Origin of the sequence: Microbacterium sp. PRC9 (genome assembly GCF_031844125.1) — a bacterium.
Lineage (GTDB): Bacteria > Actinomycetota > Actinomycetes > Actinomycetales > Microbacteriaceae > Microbacterium.
Genome location: NZ_JAUZUR010000007.1, coordinates 204682 through 223981 on the forward strand (window position 1 = coordinate 204682; position 19300 = coordinate 223981).

At 69.8% G+C, this 19300-nt stretch carries 17 protein-coding genes; 7 read left to right on the forward strand and 10 right to left on the reverse strand.

Annotated elements, in window-relative coordinates; genetic code table 11:
* Positions 1-64: 64 nt before the first annotated feature.
* Positions 65-1375 carry an MFS transporter gene (locus Q9R33_RS16815; RefSeq protein ID WP_311294463.1) on the reverse strand — a complete coding sequence of 437 codons (1311 nt, stop codon included), beginning with the start codon at positions 1373-1375 and terminating at the stop codon, positions 65-67.
* 176 nt (positions 1376-1551) lie between these two features.
* Here Q9R33_RS16815 and rpsO point away from each other — a divergent pair, with 176 nt between their 5' ends.
* Positions 1552-1821 carry a 30S ribosomal protein S15 gene (gene rpsO, locus Q9R33_RS16820; RefSeq protein ID WP_005048780.1) on the forward strand — a complete coding sequence of 90 codons (270 nt, stop codon included), beginning with the start codon at positions 1552-1554 and terminating at the stop codon, positions 1819-1821.
* An 84-nt stretch (positions 1822-1905) separates the two neighbouring features.
* Here the strand turns inward: rpsO and Q9R33_RS16825 are convergent, their stop codons facing one another.
* Positions 1906-2940, reverse strand: a complete 1035-nt coding sequence (locus Q9R33_RS16825) for an isopenicillin N synthase family oxygenase (protein ID WP_056370148.1) — start codon at positions 2938-2940, stop codon at positions 1906-1908.
* Positions 2941-3073: 133 nt separating this feature from the next.
* On the opposite strand from Q9R33_RS16825, the gene Q9R33_RS16830 reads away from it, so the two are divergent.
* On the forward strand, positions 3074-3922 hold the full coding sequence (locus Q9R33_RS16830; RefSeq protein ID WP_311294464.1) for an SDR family oxidoreductase: 849 nt from the start codon (positions 3074-3076) through the stop codon (positions 3920-3922).
* Positions 3923-3965: 43 nt separating this feature from the next.
* Here the strand turns inward: Q9R33_RS16830 and Q9R33_RS16835 are convergent, their stop codons facing one another.
* A complete protein-coding gene (locus Q9R33_RS16835; RefSeq protein WP_311294465.1) occupies positions 3966-5168 on the reverse strand; it encodes an oxygenase MpaB family protein in 1203 nt (400 codons plus the stop codon).
* A 170-nt stretch (positions 5169-5338) separates the two neighbouring features.
* On the reverse strand, positions 5339-6520 hold the full coding sequence (locus tag Q9R33_RS16840; protein WP_311294466.1) for an acyltransferase family protein: 1182 nt from the start codon (positions 6518-6520) through the stop codon (positions 5339-5341).
* A 133-nt stretch (positions 6521-6653) separates the two neighbouring features.
* Between Q9R33_RS16840 and Q9R33_RS16845 the strand changes: the two genes are divergently transcribed.
* Positions 6654-8150, forward strand: coding sequence for a carboxylesterase family protein (locus tag Q9R33_RS16845; protein WP_311294467.1), 1497 nt, complete (start codon positions 6654-6656; stop codon positions 8148-8150).
* Positions 8151-8163: 13 nt separating this feature from the next.
* Positions 8164-9045 (forward strand): alpha/beta fold hydrolase, encoded by an 882-nt coding sequence (locus tag Q9R33_RS16850; protein WP_311294468.1) that lies wholly within the window; start codon positions 8164-8166, stop codon positions 9043-9045.
* 39 nt (positions 9046-9084) lie between these two features.
* On the opposite strand, the gene Q9R33_RS16855 is transcribed toward Q9R33_RS16850, so the two are convergent.
* From Q9R33_RS16855 to Q9R33_RS16870, 4 genes are read right to left on the reverse strand one after another with little or no spacing between them, the layout of a single operon-like run.
* Positions 9085-10002, reverse strand: coding sequence for a carbohydrate ABC transporter permease (locus Q9R33_RS16855; protein ID WP_311294469.1), 918 nt, complete (start codon positions 10000-10002; stop codon positions 9085-9087).
* On the reverse strand, positions 10002-10937 hold the full coding sequence (locus Q9R33_RS16860) for a sugar ABC transporter permease (RefSeq protein ID WP_310248224.1): 936 nt from the start codon (positions 10935-10937) through the stop codon (positions 10002-10004). Before Q9R33_RS16860 ends, Q9R33_RS16855 begins: the two co-directional genes overlap by 1 nt.
* A gap of 1 nt (position 10938) precedes the next feature.
* A complete protein-coding gene (locus Q9R33_RS16865; protein WP_310248221.1) occupies positions 10939-12225 on the reverse strand; it encodes an extracellular solute-binding protein in 1287 nt (428 codons plus the stop codon).
* Between the two features lie 34 nt (positions 12226-12259).
* A complete protein-coding gene (locus Q9R33_RS16870; RefSeq protein WP_311294470.1) occupies positions 12260-14425 on the reverse strand; it encodes an alpha-galactosidase in 2166 nt (721 codons plus the stop codon).
* Positions 14426-14551: 126 nt separating this feature from the next.
* On the opposite strand from Q9R33_RS16870, the gene Q9R33_RS16875 reads away from it, so the two are divergent.
* The 3 genes from Q9R33_RS16875 (at position 14552) to Q9R33_RS16885 (ending at position 17690) form a co-directional block, all read left to right on the forward strand.
* Entirely contained in the window at positions 14552-15667 is a 1116-nt protein-coding gene (locus Q9R33_RS16875) for an ROK family transcriptional regulator (RefSeq protein WP_311294471.1), read from the forward strand.
* 171 nt (positions 15668-15838) lie between these two features.
* Positions 15839-17038: an LLM class flavin-dependent oxidoreductase gene (locus Q9R33_RS16880; RefSeq protein ID WP_157549776.1), complete on the forward strand. Its 1200-nt coding sequence runs from the start codon at positions 15839-15841 to the stop codon at positions 17036-17038.
* Between the two features lies 1 nt (position 17039).
* Positions 17040-17690 carry an FMN reductase gene (locus Q9R33_RS16885; protein ID WP_311294472.1) on the forward strand — a complete coding sequence of 217 codons (651 nt, stop codon included), beginning with the start codon at positions 17040-17042 and terminating at the stop codon, positions 17688-17690.
* Between the two features lie 3 nt (positions 17691-17693).
* On the opposite strand, the gene Q9R33_RS16890 is transcribed toward Q9R33_RS16885, so the two are convergent.
* Both Q9R33_RS16890 and Q9R33_RS16895 read right to left on the reverse strand, forming a co-directional pair.
* On the reverse strand, positions 17694-18518 hold the full coding sequence (locus Q9R33_RS16890) for a DNA/RNA non-specific endonuclease (protein WP_056370130.1): 825 nt from the start codon (positions 18516-18518) through the stop codon (positions 17694-17696).
* Between the two features lie 45 nt (positions 18519-18563).
* Entirely contained in the window at positions 18564-19280 is a 717-nt protein-coding gene (locus Q9R33_RS16895) for a VTT domain-containing protein (RefSeq protein WP_311294473.1), read from the reverse strand.
* Between the last annotated feature and the right edge of the window lie 20 nt (positions 19281-19300).

Here is a 19300-nt window from a genome sequence, read left to right on the forward strand (position 1 = left end):
GGGCCCGGGAGAGGATGCGACGTCCGAAATCCGCCGATGCACGGCCGTCAGGCTACGGCGCAGCTCAGGGGACGGGATTCTCGGCGTCGTACGCGCGGAACCGCGGCGTGAGCCGCACCAGCGTCGCGACCAGGCCGATGATGATGAAGCCGCCCAGCAGCGGCGGGAACCACAGTGCGGTGAGCGTCGCCAGCGTGCCCGCGTACAGGGCGCCGAGGCGCGGGCCGCCCGTCACCACGACGATGAAGATCCCCTGCAGGCGGCCGCGGATCGTGTCGGGCACGGCGGACTGAACCATCGTGTTGCGGAAGATCGAGCTGATGTTGTCGGCGGCGCCCGAGACCGCGAGTAGGAGGCACGCGAGTGCGATGAGCACCAGGTTCGGGGTGTCGGCGTCCACGCCGTCCGGCGCGAACCACCCGAGCGCGGCGGCGCCCAGGACGAGCCCCAGCGCGGCGATCGAGCCGCCGTACGCGAGGATCGCGCGCTCGATCCCGACGCCCTGACGCCGGATGCCGCCGACCCGGCCCGAGAACAGACTGGAGGCGAAGGCGCCTGCCGCCACCGAGGCGGTCAGCACGCCCGTCGTGATCGGCCCGCCGCCGAGCAGCACCGCGCCGATCGCGGGGAACAGCGAGAGCGGCTGGCCGAACGTCATCGCGATGATGTCGAGGATGAACTGGAGCCGGATGTTCGACGCGCGCTTCAGGAAGCGCCAGCCATCGCGGAGCGACTCGAGGCCCGGCCGCACGATCTCACCCTCGGGGCGGAGATTCGGAAGGGTCCACAGCCCGAGGAAGAGCGAGGTCATGAGCACGACGTCGAGTGTGTAGGTCCACGCGTAGCCGGTCAGCGCGACCAGCACGCCCGCGAGGGCGGGCCCCGCCATCACCATGATCCCGACCGTGATGCCGCCCAGCGCCGACGCCGCGGGCAGCAGCTCACGCGGAAGCAGGCGCGGAACGATCGCCTGGCGCGAGGCGAACACGATCGAGTTCGCCGACGAGTTGACGATGCTGAGCGCGTAGAGCCACCATACGGTCTCGAGTTGCGCCCAGGTCAGCACCGCGAGCAGCGCGGTCGAGGCGAACGTGACGGTCGCGGCGATGAGGGCCACCGCCCGGCGGTCGAAGGCGTCGGCGAGCATGCCGCCGTAGATGCCGGCGAAGATCATCGGCACGAGGCCCGCGACCGCGATCATCGACACCGCGAAGGTGGACCCGGTCAGGTCGTACATCTGCAGCATGATCGCGACGATCGTGAGCTGCCCGCCGAGGCCGGCGAGCGTCGAGCCGATCCACATGCGCGTGAACGGGGGACTGGCGCGGAAGGGCCGCAGGTCGATGAAGTGGCTGCGATGCTCTCCGGCGCTCACTCGCCGGCCTCGGTGTCCTGCACGGATTCGAGCGTACCCGGGCTCAGGGGCGGCCGGTTCGCCGGGGCATCCGTTCGCTGGTAGACTCTTCAGGTTGCCGTTGGATCGGCCGCGGAGAAAGAGAGCTCGCACATCGGGTGACGAGCACCGCGCAACAAGCAGAGAGGGGATCACCTATGGCACTGGAAGCAGACGTCAAGAAGGCGATCATCGAAGAGTACGCGACGCACCCCGGTGACACCGGATCCCCCGAGGTGCAGGTCGCGATGCTGACGCAGCGCATCAAGGACCTCACCGAGCACCTCAAGGAGCACAAGCACGACCACCACTCGCGTCGTGGGCTGTTCCTGCTCGTCGGTCAGCGCCGCCGCCTGCTGGGTTACCTGCAGGACATCGACATCAACCGTTACCGCTCGCTCATCGAGCGCCTCGGTCTCCGTCGATAAGGCATCGACCAGCGTTCAATCGCGCAAAACATTCTTGGAAGGCCTCCCCACGGTGTGGGGAGGCCTTCGTCATTCCCGGACGCGTCAACGCGACGGGCGAGCGGATGCCTCGACCCGGGCGGCGACCAGATCCGCGTGGTGGATCTCGGCCACGTCGGGGTGCGCGCGCAGGCGCGACTTCAGCGCGTTCTCGCCGTACAGCGCGTGGATCGGGTTGGACGGATCCTGCGTGACGCCGCGGGCCTGCGCCGCGAGCTCGGCCGGAAGCTCGATGAGCGGGAGGCGCTTGTCGAGGGCCGGGTTGAAGAAGAACGGCACCGAGATGCGGTCGTCGGGGGAGCGGGGAGAGATCACGCGGTGCTTCGTCGCGATGAGGTAGCCCTGCGTCGCGTACTCGAGGAGCTCGCCGATGTTGACGACGAACGCACCGGGTACCGGGGGAGCGTCGACCCACTCTCCGTCCCTCTCGACCTGCAGGCCGCCCTTGCCCGGTTCGACCCACAGGAGCGTCAGCACGCCGGAATCCTTGTGGGCGCCGACGCCCTGCTGCGGCGTCGGGTCCTCCTTGCCGGGGTAGCGCACGATCTTGATGAGCGTCGAGGGCTCGCCGAAGTGCTCGTCGAAGTAGTTCTCCGCGGCGCCGAGCGAGAGCGCCCACGCGCGCAGGAGCTTGCGCGCGACCCCCGACAGGTGGTCGTGCCACTCTGAGACGACCTCGCGCAGCTCGGGCTGGGCTGCCGGCCAGAGGTTGGGTCCGATGAGGCGTGCGAAGTCCGGGGCCGCCGGGTCGGCGATCGCCTCGCGTTCGGGTCCGATGTCGATCTGCTCGCGCCAGTCGACCTTGCCCTGCGTGCGCTCGCCGCCGACGCGGGTGTACCCGCGGAAGTGCGGGCTGTTGACGTTCTCGATGGCGAGCTTGTCGGCCTCGGGGAGGGCGAAGAAGTCGCGCGCGGCCTGGTGCAGTCGCGCCTCCAGGTCGGGGGTCACGCCCGTGCCGGTCAGGTAGAAGAAGCCGACGTCGTGGGTCGCGGCGCGCAGGTCGCTGCGGAACTGCGCGGCCGCCTCCGGGCCCGCGTCGAGCCGGGAGAGGTCGAGGATCGGCAGGTTGAGGTCGGTCATGGTGCGAGAGTAGGCGGCTGCGCCGCATCCGTCCCGTTTGTTGCCTTCGGTTTCGCACGGTCCGCGCCGATGCCGAATCGGCGGCTGACGCGCACCCGTTGCGCCCGCGACCGACGTCCGGTCTGCTGGACGCATGACGCGTCCCCCACGCAACGTGCTCGTGACCGGCTGTTCCACCGGTATCGGCCGCCAGGCGGCATCCGTCCTCGCCCGGCGCGGCTGGCGCGTCTACGCGACGGCTCGCCGTCTCGACGCCATCGCGGATCTCGAGAGGCATGGATGCCGCCTCCTCGAGCTCGACGTGACCGATGAGGCTTCGCGGGCCGCCGCCGTCGACGCGGTCATGGCGGCCGAGGGTGCGGTCGGCGTGCTGGTGAACAACGCCGGCATCAGTGAGCTCGGCGCGACGGCGGCCATGCCGGTGGCACACGTGGAGCGGATGTTCGCGACCAACGTCTTCGGCATGCTGAGCCTGACGCAGCTCGTGGTCCCGGGCATGCGCATGCGCGGCGCCGGGCGCATCGTGAACATCGGCTCGATGAACGGCCGCTGGATGATGCCGGGCATGGGATCGTACGCCGCCACCAAGCACGCGCTCGAGGCGTTCAGCGACGCCCTCCGCTACGAGCTCCGGCCTTTCGGCATCGAGGTCTCGCTCATCGCGCCCGGCATGGTGACGACAGGGTTCGGCCATTCGGCGGCGCGGCGCAGCGACAGCTCCGAAGACGACCCGCAGTGGGCGGACTTCACGGCCCGCGTGTCGGAGCTGACGCTCACGTGGGACGCGGGGCCGCGCGCCCGGCTCGCCTGCTCGCCGCGCGATGTCGCCGAGCGCGTGGTGCGCGCAGCCGAGTCTCAGCGGCCGCGGGCCCGCTACCGGGTCGCGCCGTCGGCGACGATCATGCTGTCGCTGCGCCGCGTGCTGCCGGAGCGGACGTTCGAGCGTGTGTTGCGCGCCCAGTTCCCGTCCCCGCGGCCCTGACGCCGGACGATGGCCGGGCGCGCGGCCCGGCCATCGGCGATCCTCAGGAGGTGGGGCGGTTCATGTCGGGGATGGTGATCGGGGTGGTCGTCCCCGATGCGCCGCGGTTCAGGAAGGCCATCGCGATGCCGCGGAGGAGCTGGTCGAACAGGTAGAAGTTCGCCGGCATGAGCGGAAGGAGCCCCTCGCGGAACGCGATGTAGCTCGGCCAGCCGACCCGGATGGTGGCGGCCGACACATAGTCGCGGGGGAGGGCGAGCCAGTCGCCGATCTCGTTGCCGAGCTGGTAGCGGACGAACTCGTTGAGGAAGCCGCGCGTGACCCCGAGGTCGATCTGCGCAGTGAGCCCGAGGAGCGTCTCGGCGAGCTCCTGGCCCTCGGGCGTCCACGCGAGCTTGGGCGTGAGGATCTGCGCGGCCTGGGCATGTGCGGCGTCCCAGGTCGCGGGGATGTACTCGTCGCGGACGCCGAGGAAGTGAAGCGCCACCTGCCACGAGTGCAGGAAGGCGTCCTGGTCGGCCGTCGACATCGGCACCCGCCACTCCTTGAGCTTCTTGTGCGCGAAGGTGCCGGTGCTGTGGAAGGTGACGAGGATGTCGTGGTTGCTGATCGGGATCTGCTCGTCGTGACCGCTCTGCTGCCAGTGCGGCGACTGCGGCAGGAGGTGGCGGACGGCGGAGTGCACCATGCGCGTCTTGTTCGAGGTCACCATGAACTCGCCCGTCGTCTCGAACGCGTTGATGTCGCTCAGGTCGTAGCCGAAGCTGAACGTCTTCGCTGCGCGGTCCTGCATGTCGGCGCCGCCCTTCGAGTGGTACACGGACCGTGCCTCACGCGGGATGACGGTGCTCATGATGCCGCCGCCGATTCCGTAGATCATGAAGAGGTAGGTGTCCTTGCGGCGGTTGAAGTCCGCCGCGCGGCGCAGCTTGGTCCGGTCGGCCCAGGAGGGCAGCTGGGTCGAACCCTGGAGGAAGCCTGCCAGCTCCGGCGGAAGGCCGGTGGGCACCGGCTGCCAGTTGTTGACCCACGGCAGGATCGCGTCGTTGACCGCAGCGGTCTGACCGCTGGAGATGACGGAGGCCATGATGCGGTCGAGGTCGTCGTCCCACACCCACTGCGGATCGACGCCGGAGCCGGTGCCGAGCACCGACCCCGCGGGCGACCACGACCAGGCCGCTTTGGGGATGGCGACGCCGGCGAGACCGAGCGCGGCCCCCAGCGTCAGGACGGAACGTCTGGTCATTTCGGGCATGGGGGTACCTGCTTCCCGACGGGGGACGGATCACGCCCGGCGACATCGTCGACGCCGGTTCCCGCGTGTCGATCCATCCAGGACGAATGTGATTCGCCGTTAACATATGTGGTGCGGGCGCGCCGCACAACCCCCTGATGTCCAGGGGTTTCGGAACGGGGTCAGCCGTTCTGGCGCGGATCGGGTCGGGGCGTCCGCGGTTCCTCGCGCGGCCGGCGCGATCCCGTGGGATCGTTGCGCCGTCCCTCGCGGCGGGCGAGGGTGCGATCGGCGAACAGCCAGGTCGGACGCGGCTCGACCAGCGGGCGGAAGACGCGGCGCACGGGTTTCGTCGCGAGCCCGAGGGCGATCAGCACGGATCCGATGATCACGAGTGGCAGCCACAGCCACGTCGGCTCGGCGTTGCGCAGCAGGCCGTTCTCGCGGAACGGGTAGAGCACGAACGAATGCAGCAGATAGACGTACATCGTGTACTGGCCGAAGTGCGTCCACCAGTGCGTGTCGCGCGGCACGAGCGCGAAGAACGCGGTCGACAGCACCACTGCCACGACCATCAGCGAGAGGCGCACACCGCCCGCCCACCACTGCGTGCCGCCGATCGACGCGTAATTCTCGTCGTAGAACAGCCACTCGCGCAGGTTCATCGCGCGCCAGTCGTCGACGAAGAACCACGCCGCCCATCCGGTGACGGCGAAGAGTCCGAGCGCGCCGGCCAGCACCCACCAGGGCCGGCGGTCGAGGAGTCGAAGCCGTGCGACGACGTCGTGCTCGCGCAGCCACCAGCCGAGCGTGAAGAACGGCAGCAGCCCGAGCGTGCGCGACAGCGAGAACGTCGAGCCGATGTTCGGCAGGTAGCCGGCGCCGATCGAGATCACGATGGTCCACAGCAGCGGCCAGCGCAGCAGCGCCAGATAGGGGAGTACGACTCGGAAGATGCCGAGCGCGAGCAGGAACCACAGCGTCCAGGAGGGCTGGGTGATGTTGGGGTTCGCCTGTCCCTCGACGATCCACTTGGTGAGGGTCCACAGTCCCTCGAACACGATGTACGGCACCAGGATGTCGGTGATCACGCGTGCCATCTGCGTCTTGGTCGGGGCGTCCGACTTCGAGAAGTAGCCCGAGATGATCGCGAACGCCGGCATGTGGAACGCGTAGATGACGAGGTACAGGCCCAGCGCGATGTCGGAGTCGTACGTCAGCCGCTGCACGGCGTGACCGAGCACCACGAACACGATGCACGCGAAGCGCGCGTTGTCCCAGAACGGCGTGCGCCGCCGCGGACGGGCGATGGATCCCGTCGGGGTGGTGGTCGTCGCCGTGGGCGGAACGCTGCTGCCGGTCATCGTCACCTCTCGCCGGGGGCGCAGACCAGACTAGCCGCGTGCGCCGGGCGGCGCTCTCGCTTGACACCGAGTCCCACGCTGGATGAATCTGAGTGCGAGCGTGCCGACGGCGGTCGCCGGGAGGGATTCACCGATGAGGGATGCTGCGACCCACGCCGGCTGGTCGAGCTCGGCGACCGATCGGCCCTCCGTCGCAGTGAGCACCGGGGTGATCCGCGGAACCCGGGAGGGTGCGCTCGACCGCTTCCTCGGCATCCCGTACGCCGCCCCGCCGGTGGGTGAGCGCCGCTTCCGGGCTCCCGAGCCTGCCGCGGCGTGGGTGGGGGAGCGGGATGCCTCGGCCTTCGGCCCGACCGCGCCGCAGCGTCCGTACAGTCCGGCGATCGCGAAGTACCTCGCCTCCGTCGAGGTGCCCGGCGACGACATCCTCACGGTGAACGTGTGGACGCCCGCCGATCGCGCACCGGACGCCGCGCTGCCCGTGCTGGTGTTCGTGCACGGCGGCGCGCTCACGCGCGGCACGACCGCGCTTCCCACCTACGACGGCGAGCGGTTCGCGCGGCATGGCATCGTGTACGCGTCGATCCAGTATCGGCTGGGCCAGGAGGGCTTCGCGGTGCTCGACGACGTGCCCCGGAACCTCGGCGTACTCGACCAGGAGCTCGCTCTGCGCTGGGTGCGCCGCGAGATCGCCGCCTTCGGTGGAGACCCCGCCCGCGTCACGGTCATGGGGCATTCGGCCGGTGCCAACACGCTCACGGCTCTCCTCGCCCTCCCGCACGCGAAGGAGCTGTTCGACCGGGCGATCCTGCAGTCAGGCCCGCTCGAGGCGCGGCCGCCCAAGAAGGCGGGCCGTATGACCCGCGAGATCGCCCAGCGCCTCAAGGTCGCCACCACGCGTGCGGGATTCTCCGGCGTCCCTGCGGATGAGCTCGTCTCGCAGCAGACCGCGCTCGCCGCGGGCGGCTCCCCGCTCGGCGGCGGGCCGACGGTCGCGCTGGTGATCGGGGGCGAGGCCGTGCCTCGCAGCCCGCTCGACGCTCTGCTCGAGGGCGCGGGTCGAGGCATCCCGGTGCTGATCGGCTCCACCAGCGAGGAGTACCGGCTCTGGCTCGTCCCGTCGGGGGCGGTCGACAAGGCGAGCTGGCTCACCGTGACCGTCGCGCGGCTGGCCGCCCGCGTGCCGGCACGCGTCGTGCGGGCTCACCGCGCACGCCGCCCGGCCGCGAAACCGGGTGAGGTGCTGGGCGAGGTGATCGGTGACATCCTGCTGCGCGGACCGATCACACGGTTCGCCGACAGCCGCACCGCGGCCGCGGACTCGCCCACGTGGGTCTACGAGTTCCGGTGGCGGAGCCCCGTCGACGGGCTGGGCGCCGCGCACGTCATGGAGCTCGGCTTCGTGTTCGACCGGCTCGGCGAGCCCGACGCGATCGGCATCGGGGGTCCCGACGCGCCCCAGACCCTCGCCGATGCGATGCATCGGGCGTGGGTGTCGTTCGTGGTCGACGGCGATCCGGGCTGGGAGGCATGGTCGGCGCGGCGGCCGGTGCAGGCGTTCGATGCCGACGGCGGGCACATCGACTACGCGCCGCGTCAGAACGAGCTCGACGGCCTTCCCGAGGGGTAGTCTCGCAGGCGCGATGACGACGATCGACGACGCGCTGCAGCGCGACCAGGCCATTGCCGACCTCGATTGGCATGTGTTCCCGGTCGGCACGGAGCGCGACGTGTTCCGCGCCCCCAGCGGCGGTCTCGCACGGATGCGCCTCGGCGAGCACGGCGCGCCGAGAGTCGTGCTCGTCCCCGGCGTGGCCGGGTCGAAGGAGGACTTCGTCCTGCTGTTCCCCCTGCTCGCCGCCGCCGGCTACCGCGTCGAGTCCTACGACATCGCCGGCCACTACGAGTCGGCGCAGGCCGGCCCGCACCATCTCGATCCGCCACGGGATTCGTACGACTACGCGCTGTTCGTCGACGATCTCATCGCGATCCTCGAGGACGGCGGCCCCGCCCATGTGCTCGGCTACAGCTTCGCGGGCCTGGTCACCGAGCTTGCGCTCGTCGAGCGCCCCGACCTCTTCCGGAGCCTCACGCTCATGGCTGCGCCGCCCGCGACCGGCCAGGTCTTCCGTGGCGTGAAGCACATCGGGCCGATCTCCGACATGTCGCCGCACCGCGCCGCGGGGCTGATCCTGTGGGGCATCCGGTACAACCTCAACCGCACGCCTCCCGGCCGCATCGCCTTCGTGCGCGAGCGCCTCAGCATCACGGGCCGGCCCTGCATCGACGACGTCGTCGCACTCATGATGTCGACGCCCGACGTCGCCGACGCCGTCGCGGACGTCGACATCCCGAAGCTGATCGCCGTCGGCGACCAGGACCTCTGGCCGCAGGCGCAGCACGATGCCTACGCCGCGCGCATCGGCGCCCGCGTCGCGACCTACCCCACCGGGCACGCGCCCTGCGAGACCGCCCCGCACCAGCTCGCACGCGACATGCTGCTGCTCTTCGCCGACGCACAGTGACGGGGTGGATGCCGCGGGCCGCGGCATCCACCCCTCATCTCACTTGATCGAGCCCCGCGTGACGCCCGAGATCACCCAGCGCTGGCTGAAGATGTAGACGATGAGCAGCGGCGCCATCGCCATCAGGTAGGACGCGAACGCCACGGTGTAGTCGGTGTTGAACTGACCCTGGAAGACGTACTGCGCGAGCGACAGCGTCCGTGCCGAGGGCTCGGTGAGCACGACGAGCGGCATGATGAAGTCGTTCCACGCCCACACGCACGTGAGGATGCCGACCGTCGCGTTCATGGGCATGAGCAGCGGGAAGATCACCTGCCAGAACACCCGCCACGTCGAGGCGCCGTCGACGCGCGCTGCCTCTTCGAGCTCGATCGGAATCGAGCGGATGTATGCCGTGTAGATGAAGATGTTCAGCGACAGCCCGTAGATCGTGTACAGGATGATCATGCCGGCCTGGTTGTCGAGTCCCAGGATGGACGTCTGCTTGACGAGCGGCAGCATGATGATCGGGAACGGTATGAACAGCGCCGCCAGCAGATAGAAGAACACGCCCTTGAAGAACGGGCGGTGGATGTTGCGTGCCAGCGCGTACGCCACGATCGAGCTCGTCAGCAGTGTGAACGCCACGGAGCCGACGGTGATGATCGCCGTGTTCAGCAGCGCCTGCGGAAAGCTCGTCCGCACCCAGGCGTCGGCGAAGTTCTCCCACCGGATCGGGTTCGGCAGTTCGAACCCGGTGCCCTCGGTCAGCTGATCCGGCGTCTTGAGAGCGACGACGACCGCCAGGTACAACGGGATCAGCACGGTGAGCGAGCACACCGCGATGAGCGCCGTCGCCCACCAGTTGGTCTTGCGCGTGTCGTCGTCAGGCTCCCTGCGACGCTTGCGGCGGCCGTTCGCCGTGATGGCGTCGACCTCCTGCTCGAGCTGGGACGCGGTGTTGGTCATGGTGGTCATCAGAAGTCGGCCTCTCTGCGCTGAAGGACCCGGAACTGCAAGAGCGAGACGACGGTGATCACGATGAAGAAGATCACCGCGTTGGCCGTCTGGTAGGCGAACTCGCCGCCCGAGAAGCCGCCCCGGAAGATGAGCAGCGTCACCGATTCGGTCGACGTGCCCGGGCCGCCGTTGGTGAGGGCGACGATCGGGTCGAAGACCTGGAGGAACCCCTTGAGGCTCAGCACCACGTTGATGGTGAAGAAGGCGCCGATGAGGGGGAATGTGATCGACCGGAACTGCCGCCACGGGCTGGCGCCGTCGAGCGACGACGCTTCGTAGAGCTCCGCCGGAATCGTCTGCAGCCCCGACAGGTAGATGATGATCGCGAAGGCGCAGGCCTGCCAGACGGCGAGTGCGACGATCGCGGTCCACGCCCACGTCTCGCTGGTGAGTATGTTGTCGCGGAACAGCGGGATGCCCGAGAGGATCTTCGGCAGCGAGTTCGAGAAGAAGAACTGGAAGACGTAGCCGATGACGAGGATCGCCAGGATGTAGGGGACGAAGTACACGCCGCGCCAGAAGTTGCGCGCCTTGATCTTCGCGTTCAGTCCGAGGGCGATCGCCAGCGAGAACACGTTCGTCAGGATCGTGGCGACGATGGCGAACAGGAACGAGAACCCATAGGCCTGCAGCACGCGATCGTCTTTGAACAGGTTGAGGTAGTTCGACAGGCCCACGAAGTTCCAGGCGCCGTAGCCGGCGTAGTTCGTGAAGCTGAAGAAGATGCCCACCACGACCGGCAGGGTGTGGAACGCGGCGAACGCGATGACCGCGGGCCACACCATCCAGTAGTAGGCAGGCAGGGCGCGTGCGGAGTCGCTGCGCGTGCGGGTCGCCCGCTTGCGGGCGGCGCCCGCGGGTGTGGACCGTACGGCTTCGGTGAGAGTGGTCATGTCATTCTCCCGTCACGGGAATCGTGCGGGCGGCCACCTTGGCCCACTCGCGGTCGAGGGTCTTCAGCGCCTTCTCGGCGTCCCCGTCGAAGAGGAACTGCTGATCGGTGGGGATGAGGGGGAGCGCAGGCGGGATCTGGTGGTCGATGAAGCCCGTGATGCGCCGGTCTTCGAAGTACGGCCGCACGGACTGCAGCGCGGGATCGTCGCTGAGCTCGGCGCCCTCGACCGACGGGACCATGTTCTGGGACGCGGCGAACTTCTCGATCACCTCGGGCTGGAACACGTAGTCGAGGAACCGCATCGCGGCGTCGTGCTTGGGGCTGTCCTTGCCGAGGGTGAAGACGACGTCGACGCCCGAGACGAGGAGGCTCTCACCGGGCTCGTCGGTGGGGTAGGGGAAGATCCCCATCCGGATGTCGGGGTTCACCTGCTTGATCGGGTTCGTCGCCCAGATGCCCTGCAGCAGCATGGCCGACTCGCCGCGCGCGAACGCGGCATTGCCGTCGTCGTACGTCTTGCCGCGGTAGCCCTCCTGCATGTACGAGTACAGCTGGTACTGGCGGTCCATCGCTTCGGCGAAGTCCTTCTCGAAGGACACCTCGGAGTCAGGGCCGACGTTCTCGCCCTCCTCGCGCATCTTGTCGAAGAAGCCGTTCTGGGCGGGGTAGGCGCCGAGGGCGTTCCACGACGGGATGCCGGTCCACGAGTCCGCGAGCGTGCCGTAGAAGGGCTGGATGCCGGCGTCGACCAGCGCGTCGCAGACCGCGATGAACTCGTCCCAGGTCTGGGGGACCTCGAGGCCCTGTTCCTCGAAGATGTCCTGGTTGTAGATGACGCCGTTGGCGTTGTTGACGTAGCCGAGACCGTTCACCTCGTCGCCGTAGGAGCCGAGGTCGGCGAGGATGTCCTGCACGGCGGGGTTGATGGTCTCGAGCACCGGCTCGTTCGAGAAGTCGTAGAACACGCCGGCCTGTGCGAGCCGGCCGAAGTTGCCGTTCGCGTTGAGGGTGATGACATCGGGGATGCGATCCTTCACCAACAGCGTGCGGATGGCGGTGTCGGCGTCCGCGACCTGGTTCTGCACCACCTTGATGTCGGGGTTCTCCGCCTCGAAGCCCGCGATGATCTCGTTGAAGTCCTCGAGCGCCTCGCCCTTGAACTGGAAGAAGTTCAGGGTCGTCACGCCGTCGGCGGGGTTCTGGGCGCAGCCGCCGACGGCGACGGCGGTCGCGGCGATGACGGCGACCGCGAGCGGCCGGATCCATCGTCGGTGAATGGTTCTCATCGTGCGCCTCCTTGCGCGTGGGGGTGGGGAGTGTTCAGTTCTCGGCGGTGAGCTCGACGACCATCGCCTGCTGCGGGCGCTGCACGGGTGGGCGCACGCCCACTTCGGCCAGTTGCCGGCCGGTCAGCACGATGTCGGACTCGGCCCATTCGAGGGCCGACTGCCCGGCGTCGTCGTCCCGCATCAGGACGCGGAGCCGGTAGGCACGGGCGGGATCGAGTCCGGGCATGCGGACGCGACCGGGCGGATACGCGGCGCTGGTCGCGGTCTGGACGATCGTGAAGACGGCGGATGCGGCATCCGCTCCCACCACCCCGCGCACGTCGATTCCCGGGTCGGTGCCGTCGACGTGGATGACGCGACCCGACGCGACGAGGGGGCGCAGGCGCTTGGCGAGGGCGACCCACTCCGCGATCTCGGCACGACGGGTGTCGTCGAGGCTGGTCAGATCCCATTCGATGCCGAAATGGCCGAGCAGCGCGACGGCGCCGCTCAGACCGAGCGAGACGGTCCGCCCCGACGAATGGACGACGGGACTCGTCAGGTGCATGCCGAGCATCTCGGGGGGCACCACGATGCCGGTGTGCTTCTGGTTGTCGAGCCGCTCGAGCGGATCGAGGCTGTCGCTGGTCCACACGCGATCGGTGCGATCCAGGATGCCGAGATCCACACGTGCGCCGCCGGACGCGCAGCTCTCGATCTCGAGCCCGGGATGGGCTGCCTTGAGCTCGTCGATCAGCCGGTAGACCGCGAGCGTGTGCTCGTGCACGCGGGCGCCCCCCGCGGGTCCGCTCGCGGCGTCGACGAGATCGCGGTTGTGATCCCACTTGAGGTAGGCGATCGGGTACTCGTCGAGCAGGGCATGCAGACGCCCGGCGATGTGGGCGTACGCCTCCGGCTGCGAGAGGTCCACCACCTGCTGCTGGCGAGCGGACGGCGGCAGCGACATCCGTCCCCGCAGGAGCCAGTCCGGGTGCTGCCGCGCAAGGTCGCTGTCAGGGTTGACCATCTCGGGTTCGACCCAGAGGCCGAACTCCATCCCGAGCCCTCGCACGTGGTCGACGAGGGGGTGAAGGCCCCGGGGCCAGACGGCGGTGTCGACCGTCCAGTCGCCGAGCCCCGCGGTGTCATCGCGGCGGCCCTCGAACCAGCCGTCGTCGAGGACGAACCGCTCGACGCCGACGGATGCTGCGGCGTCGGCGAGTGCGGTGAGCCGATCGAGCGAGTGGTCGAAGTAGACCGCCTCCCAGGTGTTCAGCGTGACCGGCCGGGGCCGACGCGGATGCTGCGGCCGGGCGCGCCACTCGTCGTGGAAGCGCGCGGACAGCGCGGTCAGCCCGTCGCCCCACGAGCCGATCACCCAGGGGGAGCTGTACGCCGCACCGGCCGCCAGCACCACCTCGCCGGGCAGCAGCAGTTCGCCGCCCGCGAGGAAGGCGTCTCCGGTGGTCGTGCGCTCGGCGAGAACGCGGTGGTTGCCGCTCCAGGCCACGTGGATGCCGTGGACCCGGCCTCTCTCGAAGCCGAACCCCGGCCGGCCGGCCGCGAGGAGGATCGTGGAGTCGGCCCCGGTCCGGCCGCGACGGCTCTCACGGACATGGACGCCGATGCCGAGGTCGCGCCGCTGCGGCGACCGCTCGCGGAGGTGGTGTCCCGTGGTGTCGAGCACCTCGGTGGCATCCCAGGGGAGGGGGAAGGTGGGGTGCGCGGCCTGCAGTGTGTACGGCGTCGCGCCGGCGTTGCGCACCGTCACCCGCTGGTGGAGCAGGCCGCTCGGCCCGATGCGCACCTCGACGCGCACGGCGAGACCCGCCTCGGCGTCGACGAGGGCCAGGCTCGCGCGATGCTCGCCGGCCTGCACGTCGGCGAGAGAGAGACGGATGCTGACACCCGCACCCTCGCGGTGCCCCTCGAGTCCCGGGGCGGCGAACCATCCTTCGGCGCCGGTGGGCACGAGTGTGAGGGCAGGCGTCGTGTCGAGGCCGCCGGACACGCGCTGGCCGCGCGCGGCCACCGCGAGTGAGCGCAGCGTGTCAGGAGTGGAGCCCGTGAGCGCCTCGCCCCAGTGCACGATCGCCGGTCCGGGCGTCGCGTCGAGGTCGACGACGACGCTCGTTCCTCCGCGGCTGAGGTGGAGCACGCGAGGCTCGGCGGACGGAGAGGTGCGCTCGGCGTCGAGCAACCGGTCGGTGCTGTGCATGAAGTTAGTTTTACCACGGAAGTAATGAGTCCCACAAGAGGGAGCGAAACGGTCGCGCCATCGGCGCTTGAAGGGGTATTCGTGCCAGAATGAAACCATTAGGGATGTGGGGGGAGATCGCCGACGATGCTGACGGACAGCGAGCGCGCCCTCGCGCGGGCCGTGCTCATCCATGGCCCGATCGCTCGCAGCGCGCTCACCAACCGGCTCGGCCTGTCGCCGGCGAGCCTCACACGGCTGGCAAAGCCGTTCCTCGATCGTGGCTACCTCGTCGAGCTCGACGATCTGGCCGACGGCACGGTGGGGCGCCCGGTGCGACCGCTCGACGTCGCACCCGGCCTCGGAGTCTTCGCGGGCGTCAAGATCACCGGCGACGCCGTCCATGCGGTGGTCACGGACGTCCGTGCCGGTCTCGTCGCTCAGCGGGCGGTCCCGCTCGGCACGCATGAACCCGAAGGCGTCGCGGCAGTGATCGCCGGAGCGCTCCGCGCCATGACGGACGACTCCCTCGTCGGTGTCGGTGCCGCCCTCGGCGGTGCGGTCGCCGACGGCGTGGTGCGTTATGCCCCGTTCCTCGGGTGGGAGGGGGTGGACTTCGCGTCGATCCTCGAGCGTGAAGTCGGCGTCCCCGTGACGCTGGAGAACGATCTTGTCGCGCTGACCGAGGCTGAGCGCTGGTTCGGCCTCGGCCGAGGCATCCCGGGTTTCGTCGTCCTGACGATCGGAGTGGGCGTCGGCTACGGGCTCGTCGTCCACGGCGAGGTGGTCCACTCGGCGGAGGCGGGTCTCGGCCTCGGGGGGCATATCCCGCTGAGCGACACCGGCCCGCTCTGCCAGGAGGGGCACCGCGGATGCTCGCAGGCGATGCTGACATCGGGTTCGATCGCCGCGCAGGTGTCGGCGGCACTGCAGCGCACGGTCACCTATGACGAGGTCCTCGCGCTGGCGATCGCCGGTGAGCCGGCCGCCGCCGCGGTGGTCGATGCCGCGGCCGATGCGCTGGGCAGGTTCATCGCGCTGGCGGCCAACCTGACATTCCAGAGCGCGGCGGTGCTGGCGGGCGACGGCATCGGGCTGTTCCCGATCGTCGAGGATCGGATCCGCGCCGCGATCTCGGCGGGTCGGGACCCGCGAGCGCAGCCCGTGCAGCTGTTCGTCGACGACTCCGGATTCACCGCCTGGGCCCGGGGTGCCGCAGCCGTCGCGATCCAGGCCGCGGTCGACAGCCTGCAGTTCGACTGACACACTCCCGCGCTCGAGGGCCCACGGCGCCCGTTCCGAAACGGTCCGGAATATTCTTGGTGCGCACACGTTGCACGAGATACATTCATTTGCATGGATTCGCACGACGGAGAACCCGCACGGCGAAAGAGCGGAGAAGCGATCGTGAGCGAGAGCACCACGTGGTCGGGTATGCAGTTCGGCATCTTCACGGTGTCCGACATCACCCAGGACCCGACCGACGGCACCACGCCCAGTGAGGCGGAGCGGATCAAGGCGACCCTGAAGATCGCCCAGCACGCCGAGGAGGTGGGCCTGGACGTCTTCGCGCTCGGCGAGCACCACAACCCGCCGTTCTGGTCGTCGTCGCCGACCACGACGCTCGCGTACATCGCGGCGCAGACCGAGCGCCTCATCCTCTCGACCGCCACGACGCTCATCACCACGAACGACCCGGTGAAGATCGCCGAGGACTACGCGATGCTGCAGCACGTGTCGGACGGCCGCGCCGACCTCATGATCGGGCGCGGCAACACCGGCCCGGTGTACCCGTGGTTCGGCAAGGACATCCGCCAGGGCCTGCCCCTCGCGATCGAGAACTACAACCTGCTGCACCGCCTCTGGCGCGAGGACGTCGTCGACTGGGAGGGCCAGTTCCGCACGCCGCTGCAGGGGTTCACCTCGACCCCGCGTCCCCTCGACGGCGTCGCGCCCTTCGTGTGGCACGGCTCGATCCGCACCCCCGAGATCGCCGAGCAGGCCGCGTACTACGGTGACGGCTTCTTCGCGAACAACATCTTCTGGCCCAAGGAGCACTACCAGCGCCTGATCCAGCTCTACCGCCAGCGCTTCGCGCACTACGGTCACGGCACGCCCGAGCAGGCGATCGTCGGCCTCGGTGGGCAGGTCTTCATGGCCGCGAACTCCCAGGACGCGGTGAAGCAGTTCCGCCCGTACTTCGACAATGCGCCGGTCTACGGCCACGGCCCGTCGCTCGAGGACTTCAGCGAGATGACGCCGCTCACGGTGGGATCGCCCCAGCAGGTGATCGACCGATACGCCGCGATGCGGGAGACGTACGGCGACTACCAGCGCCAGCTCTTCCTCATGGACCACGCCGGTCTGCCCCTCAAGACCGTGCTCGAGCAGCTCGACATCCTGGGCGGCGAGGTGGTTCCGGTGCTGCGCAAGGAGCTGCAGAAGAACCGGCCGGCGGACGTTCCGGATGCCCCGACGCACGCGAACCTCGTGACCGCGAAGTACGGCGACGAGGCGCCGCGCCAGGCTGTCCCCGGCGCGAACCGCGGCGACAACCTCGTGGGCGCGAGCCCCTACGCCGACACCCCCGCCCCCGCGGGCGCGGCGTTCGGTCTCGGCCGGAAGGAGGCGTGACATGACCAGCTCCGCACGCCGCATCGCAGTGATCTCGGCGGGACTGTCGAACCCGTCGTCGACCCGCATGCTGGCCGACCGGCTCGCGGCAGCCACCGCGAAGCAGCTCTCCGAGCGCGGCATCGAGGTCGAGGTCGACGTGTTCGAGCTGCGCGACTACGCGCACGACATCACGAACAACCTCCTCACGGGGTTCGCGCCTGCGGCGCTCGAATCGGTGATCAACGCGGTCGTGTCGGCCGACGCGGTCATCGCGGTCACGCCGATCTTCTCGACGAGCTACTCGGGACTCTTCAAGTCGTTCATCGACGTGCTCGACCCCGACGCCCTCACCGGCAAGCCCGTGCTGATCGGCGCGAACGCCGGCACCGCGCGCCACTCGCTCGCGATCGACTATGCGATCCGGCCGCTGTTCACGTACCTGCACGCCGAGCCCGTCTCGACCGGAGTGTTCGCCGCATCCAGCGACTGGGGTGCGTCGGCCGACAACATCGCCTCGCTGGGCGAGCGGATCGACCGCGGCGCCCGGGAGCTCGCCGAGGCGATCGCGCGCCGTGAGCCGGCCACCGATGCCGATCCGTTCGACCCCGCCAACTACCTCGGTGAGGGCCGTTCGTTCGGCCATCTGCTCGGCGGTCTCGCGGGGGAGTAGCCCTCAGCCGAGAACGACATCCTCCGGGGCGCGGAGGGGACGCCACGCGTCCTCTCCGCGCACTGTCGTGCGGGGGAGCACATCGGCCTCCACGAGCGGGCCGAGATCGACGCCCGCGAGCTCCTCGATGTCGCCGATCGGCACCTGGAACGTGCGGAACGCGCCCAGCACCGGCACCCCGAGCACGCCCTCGCTCAGGTCGATCAGCTGCGACTGGTCGAGCACGAAGCCTGCCGCCGCAAGCCGCGGCTCTCCGTCGTCGTGCGGTGTCGCCCACGCGGCGACCTTGAAGAATCGTCGCGGAACACGGATGCCGCGGTATGGCGGATCGTCGTCGTGCAGCACCGGTGCGGTGAAGACGCTGAGGCGTTCGTCGGTCGTCTCGGCGAACTCGAGCACGTGGTCCTCGAGGCCGAGCCACAGCTCTTTGGACTGGTTGAACCCGCTCGCCTGCGGCGCCGCATTCGGATACGTGAACGTCGCCTCGGTCGCGCGCCGCGCCTCGGCGGCCGAGCCCCAGCCCGGATCCCGCCGGCGCACCAGGTGCCCCCGATCGAGGTCGTTGGAGGCGTAGACGGCGGGCCCGGCCTGCTCGGTCGCGGGAACGCGCGCGTCGAGCTCCCAGTCGCCGGTGCGCGGGAGGTCCTGCAGCGTCGCCCCGTCGATGTTCACGCCGGTGACGACCGCGAGCCGGCGCTGCGGATCGAGGAGCACCGTGAACCGGGGGTAGGTCAGCTCGCGCACCGCGCGCCCGTCCGCCGGATGCGGGAGGGGGAGCGGGATGCCGAGGAAGCCGTCGTCGTACGCGTCCGAGATCACGTCTGCCACGACTCCATCCTGGTCTGCGCGGGCGACACCGCGCGTTGCCACGCGTCACTCATCGCCCGTCGCCCGCCGGGCTCGCAGCCGGCGCGCGAGCACCGCGTCGATGGCCAGCCCGAGGCCGACCGCGAAGACCACCGAGACCACGACCGCGACGACCGGGCCGCCGGGCACCAGCGTCGCGACGAGCGCCCCGATCAGAGCCTGGTAGATCGCCCACGCGAGCGCGGCGAGGCCCGCCACCGCGAGGTAGCGCGGCGCCGGAAGCCGGGTGGCTCCCGCCGTCAGGTTGACCGCGAGTCGTGCGAACGGGATGAACCGGGCGGTGAAGAGCACGAGCGCCGCACGGCGCTCGAGCCGCAGCCGGGCCCATGCGAACGCGGCCTGCGTGCGGGGTGCGCGCATCCAGCGCCAGCGCTCGAGGCCGATCGTGCGGCCCACGAGATAGCACGCGACGTCGCCGGTCAATGCGGCCGCGGCTGCCACGAGCACGATCGCGGCCAGGGCCGGCTCGCCCTGAGACACCGCCAGCGCCCCCAGCGCGGTGACGGCCGCCTCGCCCGGTATCACCACCAGGAACGCGTCGCCCAGCACGAGCACGAACAGCAACGGCAACGCCCACGCGCTCGACGCGATGCTGGTGAGCAGGTCCTCGACCATGTCTTCTTGGTAGCCGCCCGCGGTGAACGGCGACGGAACGGGGCACGTCCGGTGACCCGCCGCGGTGCATCCGGTGAACTCTTGCGCACGGACGCCGGTTCGCGGCATCCGTCCTCCTTCGTCCCGTC

What these genes read in the sequence shown, in the direction of transcription:
- rpsO (WP_005048780.1), top strand. Translation starts at nt 1,552, where the DNA reads ATGGCACTGGAAGCAGACGTCAAGAAGGCGATCATCGAAGAGTACGCG.
- Q9R33_RS16825 (WP_056370148.1), bottom strand. Translation starts at nt 2,940, where the DNA reads ATGACCGACCTCAACCTGCCGATCCTCGACCTCTCCCGGCTCGACGCG.
- Q9R33_RS16830 (WP_311294464.1), top strand. Translation starts at nt 3,074, where the DNA reads ATGACGCGTCCCCCACGCAACGTGCTCGTGACCGGCTGTTCCACCGGT.
- Q9R33_RS16835 (WP_311294465.1), bottom strand. Translation starts at nt 5,168, where the DNA reads ATGACCAGACGTTCCGTCCTGACGCTGGGGGCCGCGCTCGGTCTCGCC.
- Q9R33_RS16840 (WP_311294466.1), bottom strand. Translation starts at nt 6,520, where the DNA reads ATGACCGGCAGCAGCGTTCCGCCCACGGCGACGACCACCACCCCGACG.
- Q9R33_RS16845 (WP_311294467.1), top strand. Translation starts at nt 6,654, where the DNA reads ATGAGGGATGCTGCGACCCACGCCGGCTGGTCGAGCTCGGCGACCGAT.
- Q9R33_RS16850 (WP_311294468.1), top strand. Translation starts at nt 8,164, where the DNA reads ATGACGACGATCGACGACGCGCTGCAGCGCGACCAGGCCATTGCCGAC.
- Q9R33_RS16855 (WP_311294469.1), bottom strand. Translation starts at nt 10,002, where the DNA reads ATGACCACCATGACCAACACCGCGTCCCAGCTCGAGCAGGAGGTCGAC.
- Q9R33_RS16860 (WP_310248224.1), bottom strand. Translation starts at nt 10,937, where the DNA reads ATGACCACTCTCACCGAAGCCGTACGGTCCACACCCGCGGGCGCCGCC.
- Q9R33_RS16865 (WP_310248221.1), bottom strand. Translation starts at nt 12,225, where the DNA reads ATGAGAACCATTCACCGACGATGGATCCGGCCGCTCGCGGTCGCCGTC.
- Q9R33_RS16870 (WP_311294470.1), bottom strand. Translation starts at nt 14,425, where the DNA reads ATGCACAGCACCGACCGGTTGCTCGACGCCGAGCGCACCTCTCCGTCC.
- Q9R33_RS16875 (WP_311294471.1), top strand. Translation starts at nt 14,552, where the DNA reads ATGCTGACGGACAGCGAGCGCGCCCTCGCGCGGGCCGTGCTCATCCAT.
- Q9R33_RS16880 (WP_157549776.1), top strand. Translation starts at nt 15,839, where the DNA reads ATGCAGTTCGGCATCTTCACGGTGTCCGACATCACCCAGGACCCGACC.
- Q9R33_RS16885 (WP_311294472.1), top strand. Translation starts at nt 17,040, where the DNA reads ATGACCAGCTCCGCACGCCGCATCGCAGTGATCTCGGCGGGACTGTCG.
- Q9R33_RS16895 (WP_311294473.1), bottom strand. Translation starts at nt 19,280, where the DNA reads ATGCCGCGAACCGGCGTCCGTGCGCAAGAGTTCACCGGATGCACCGCG.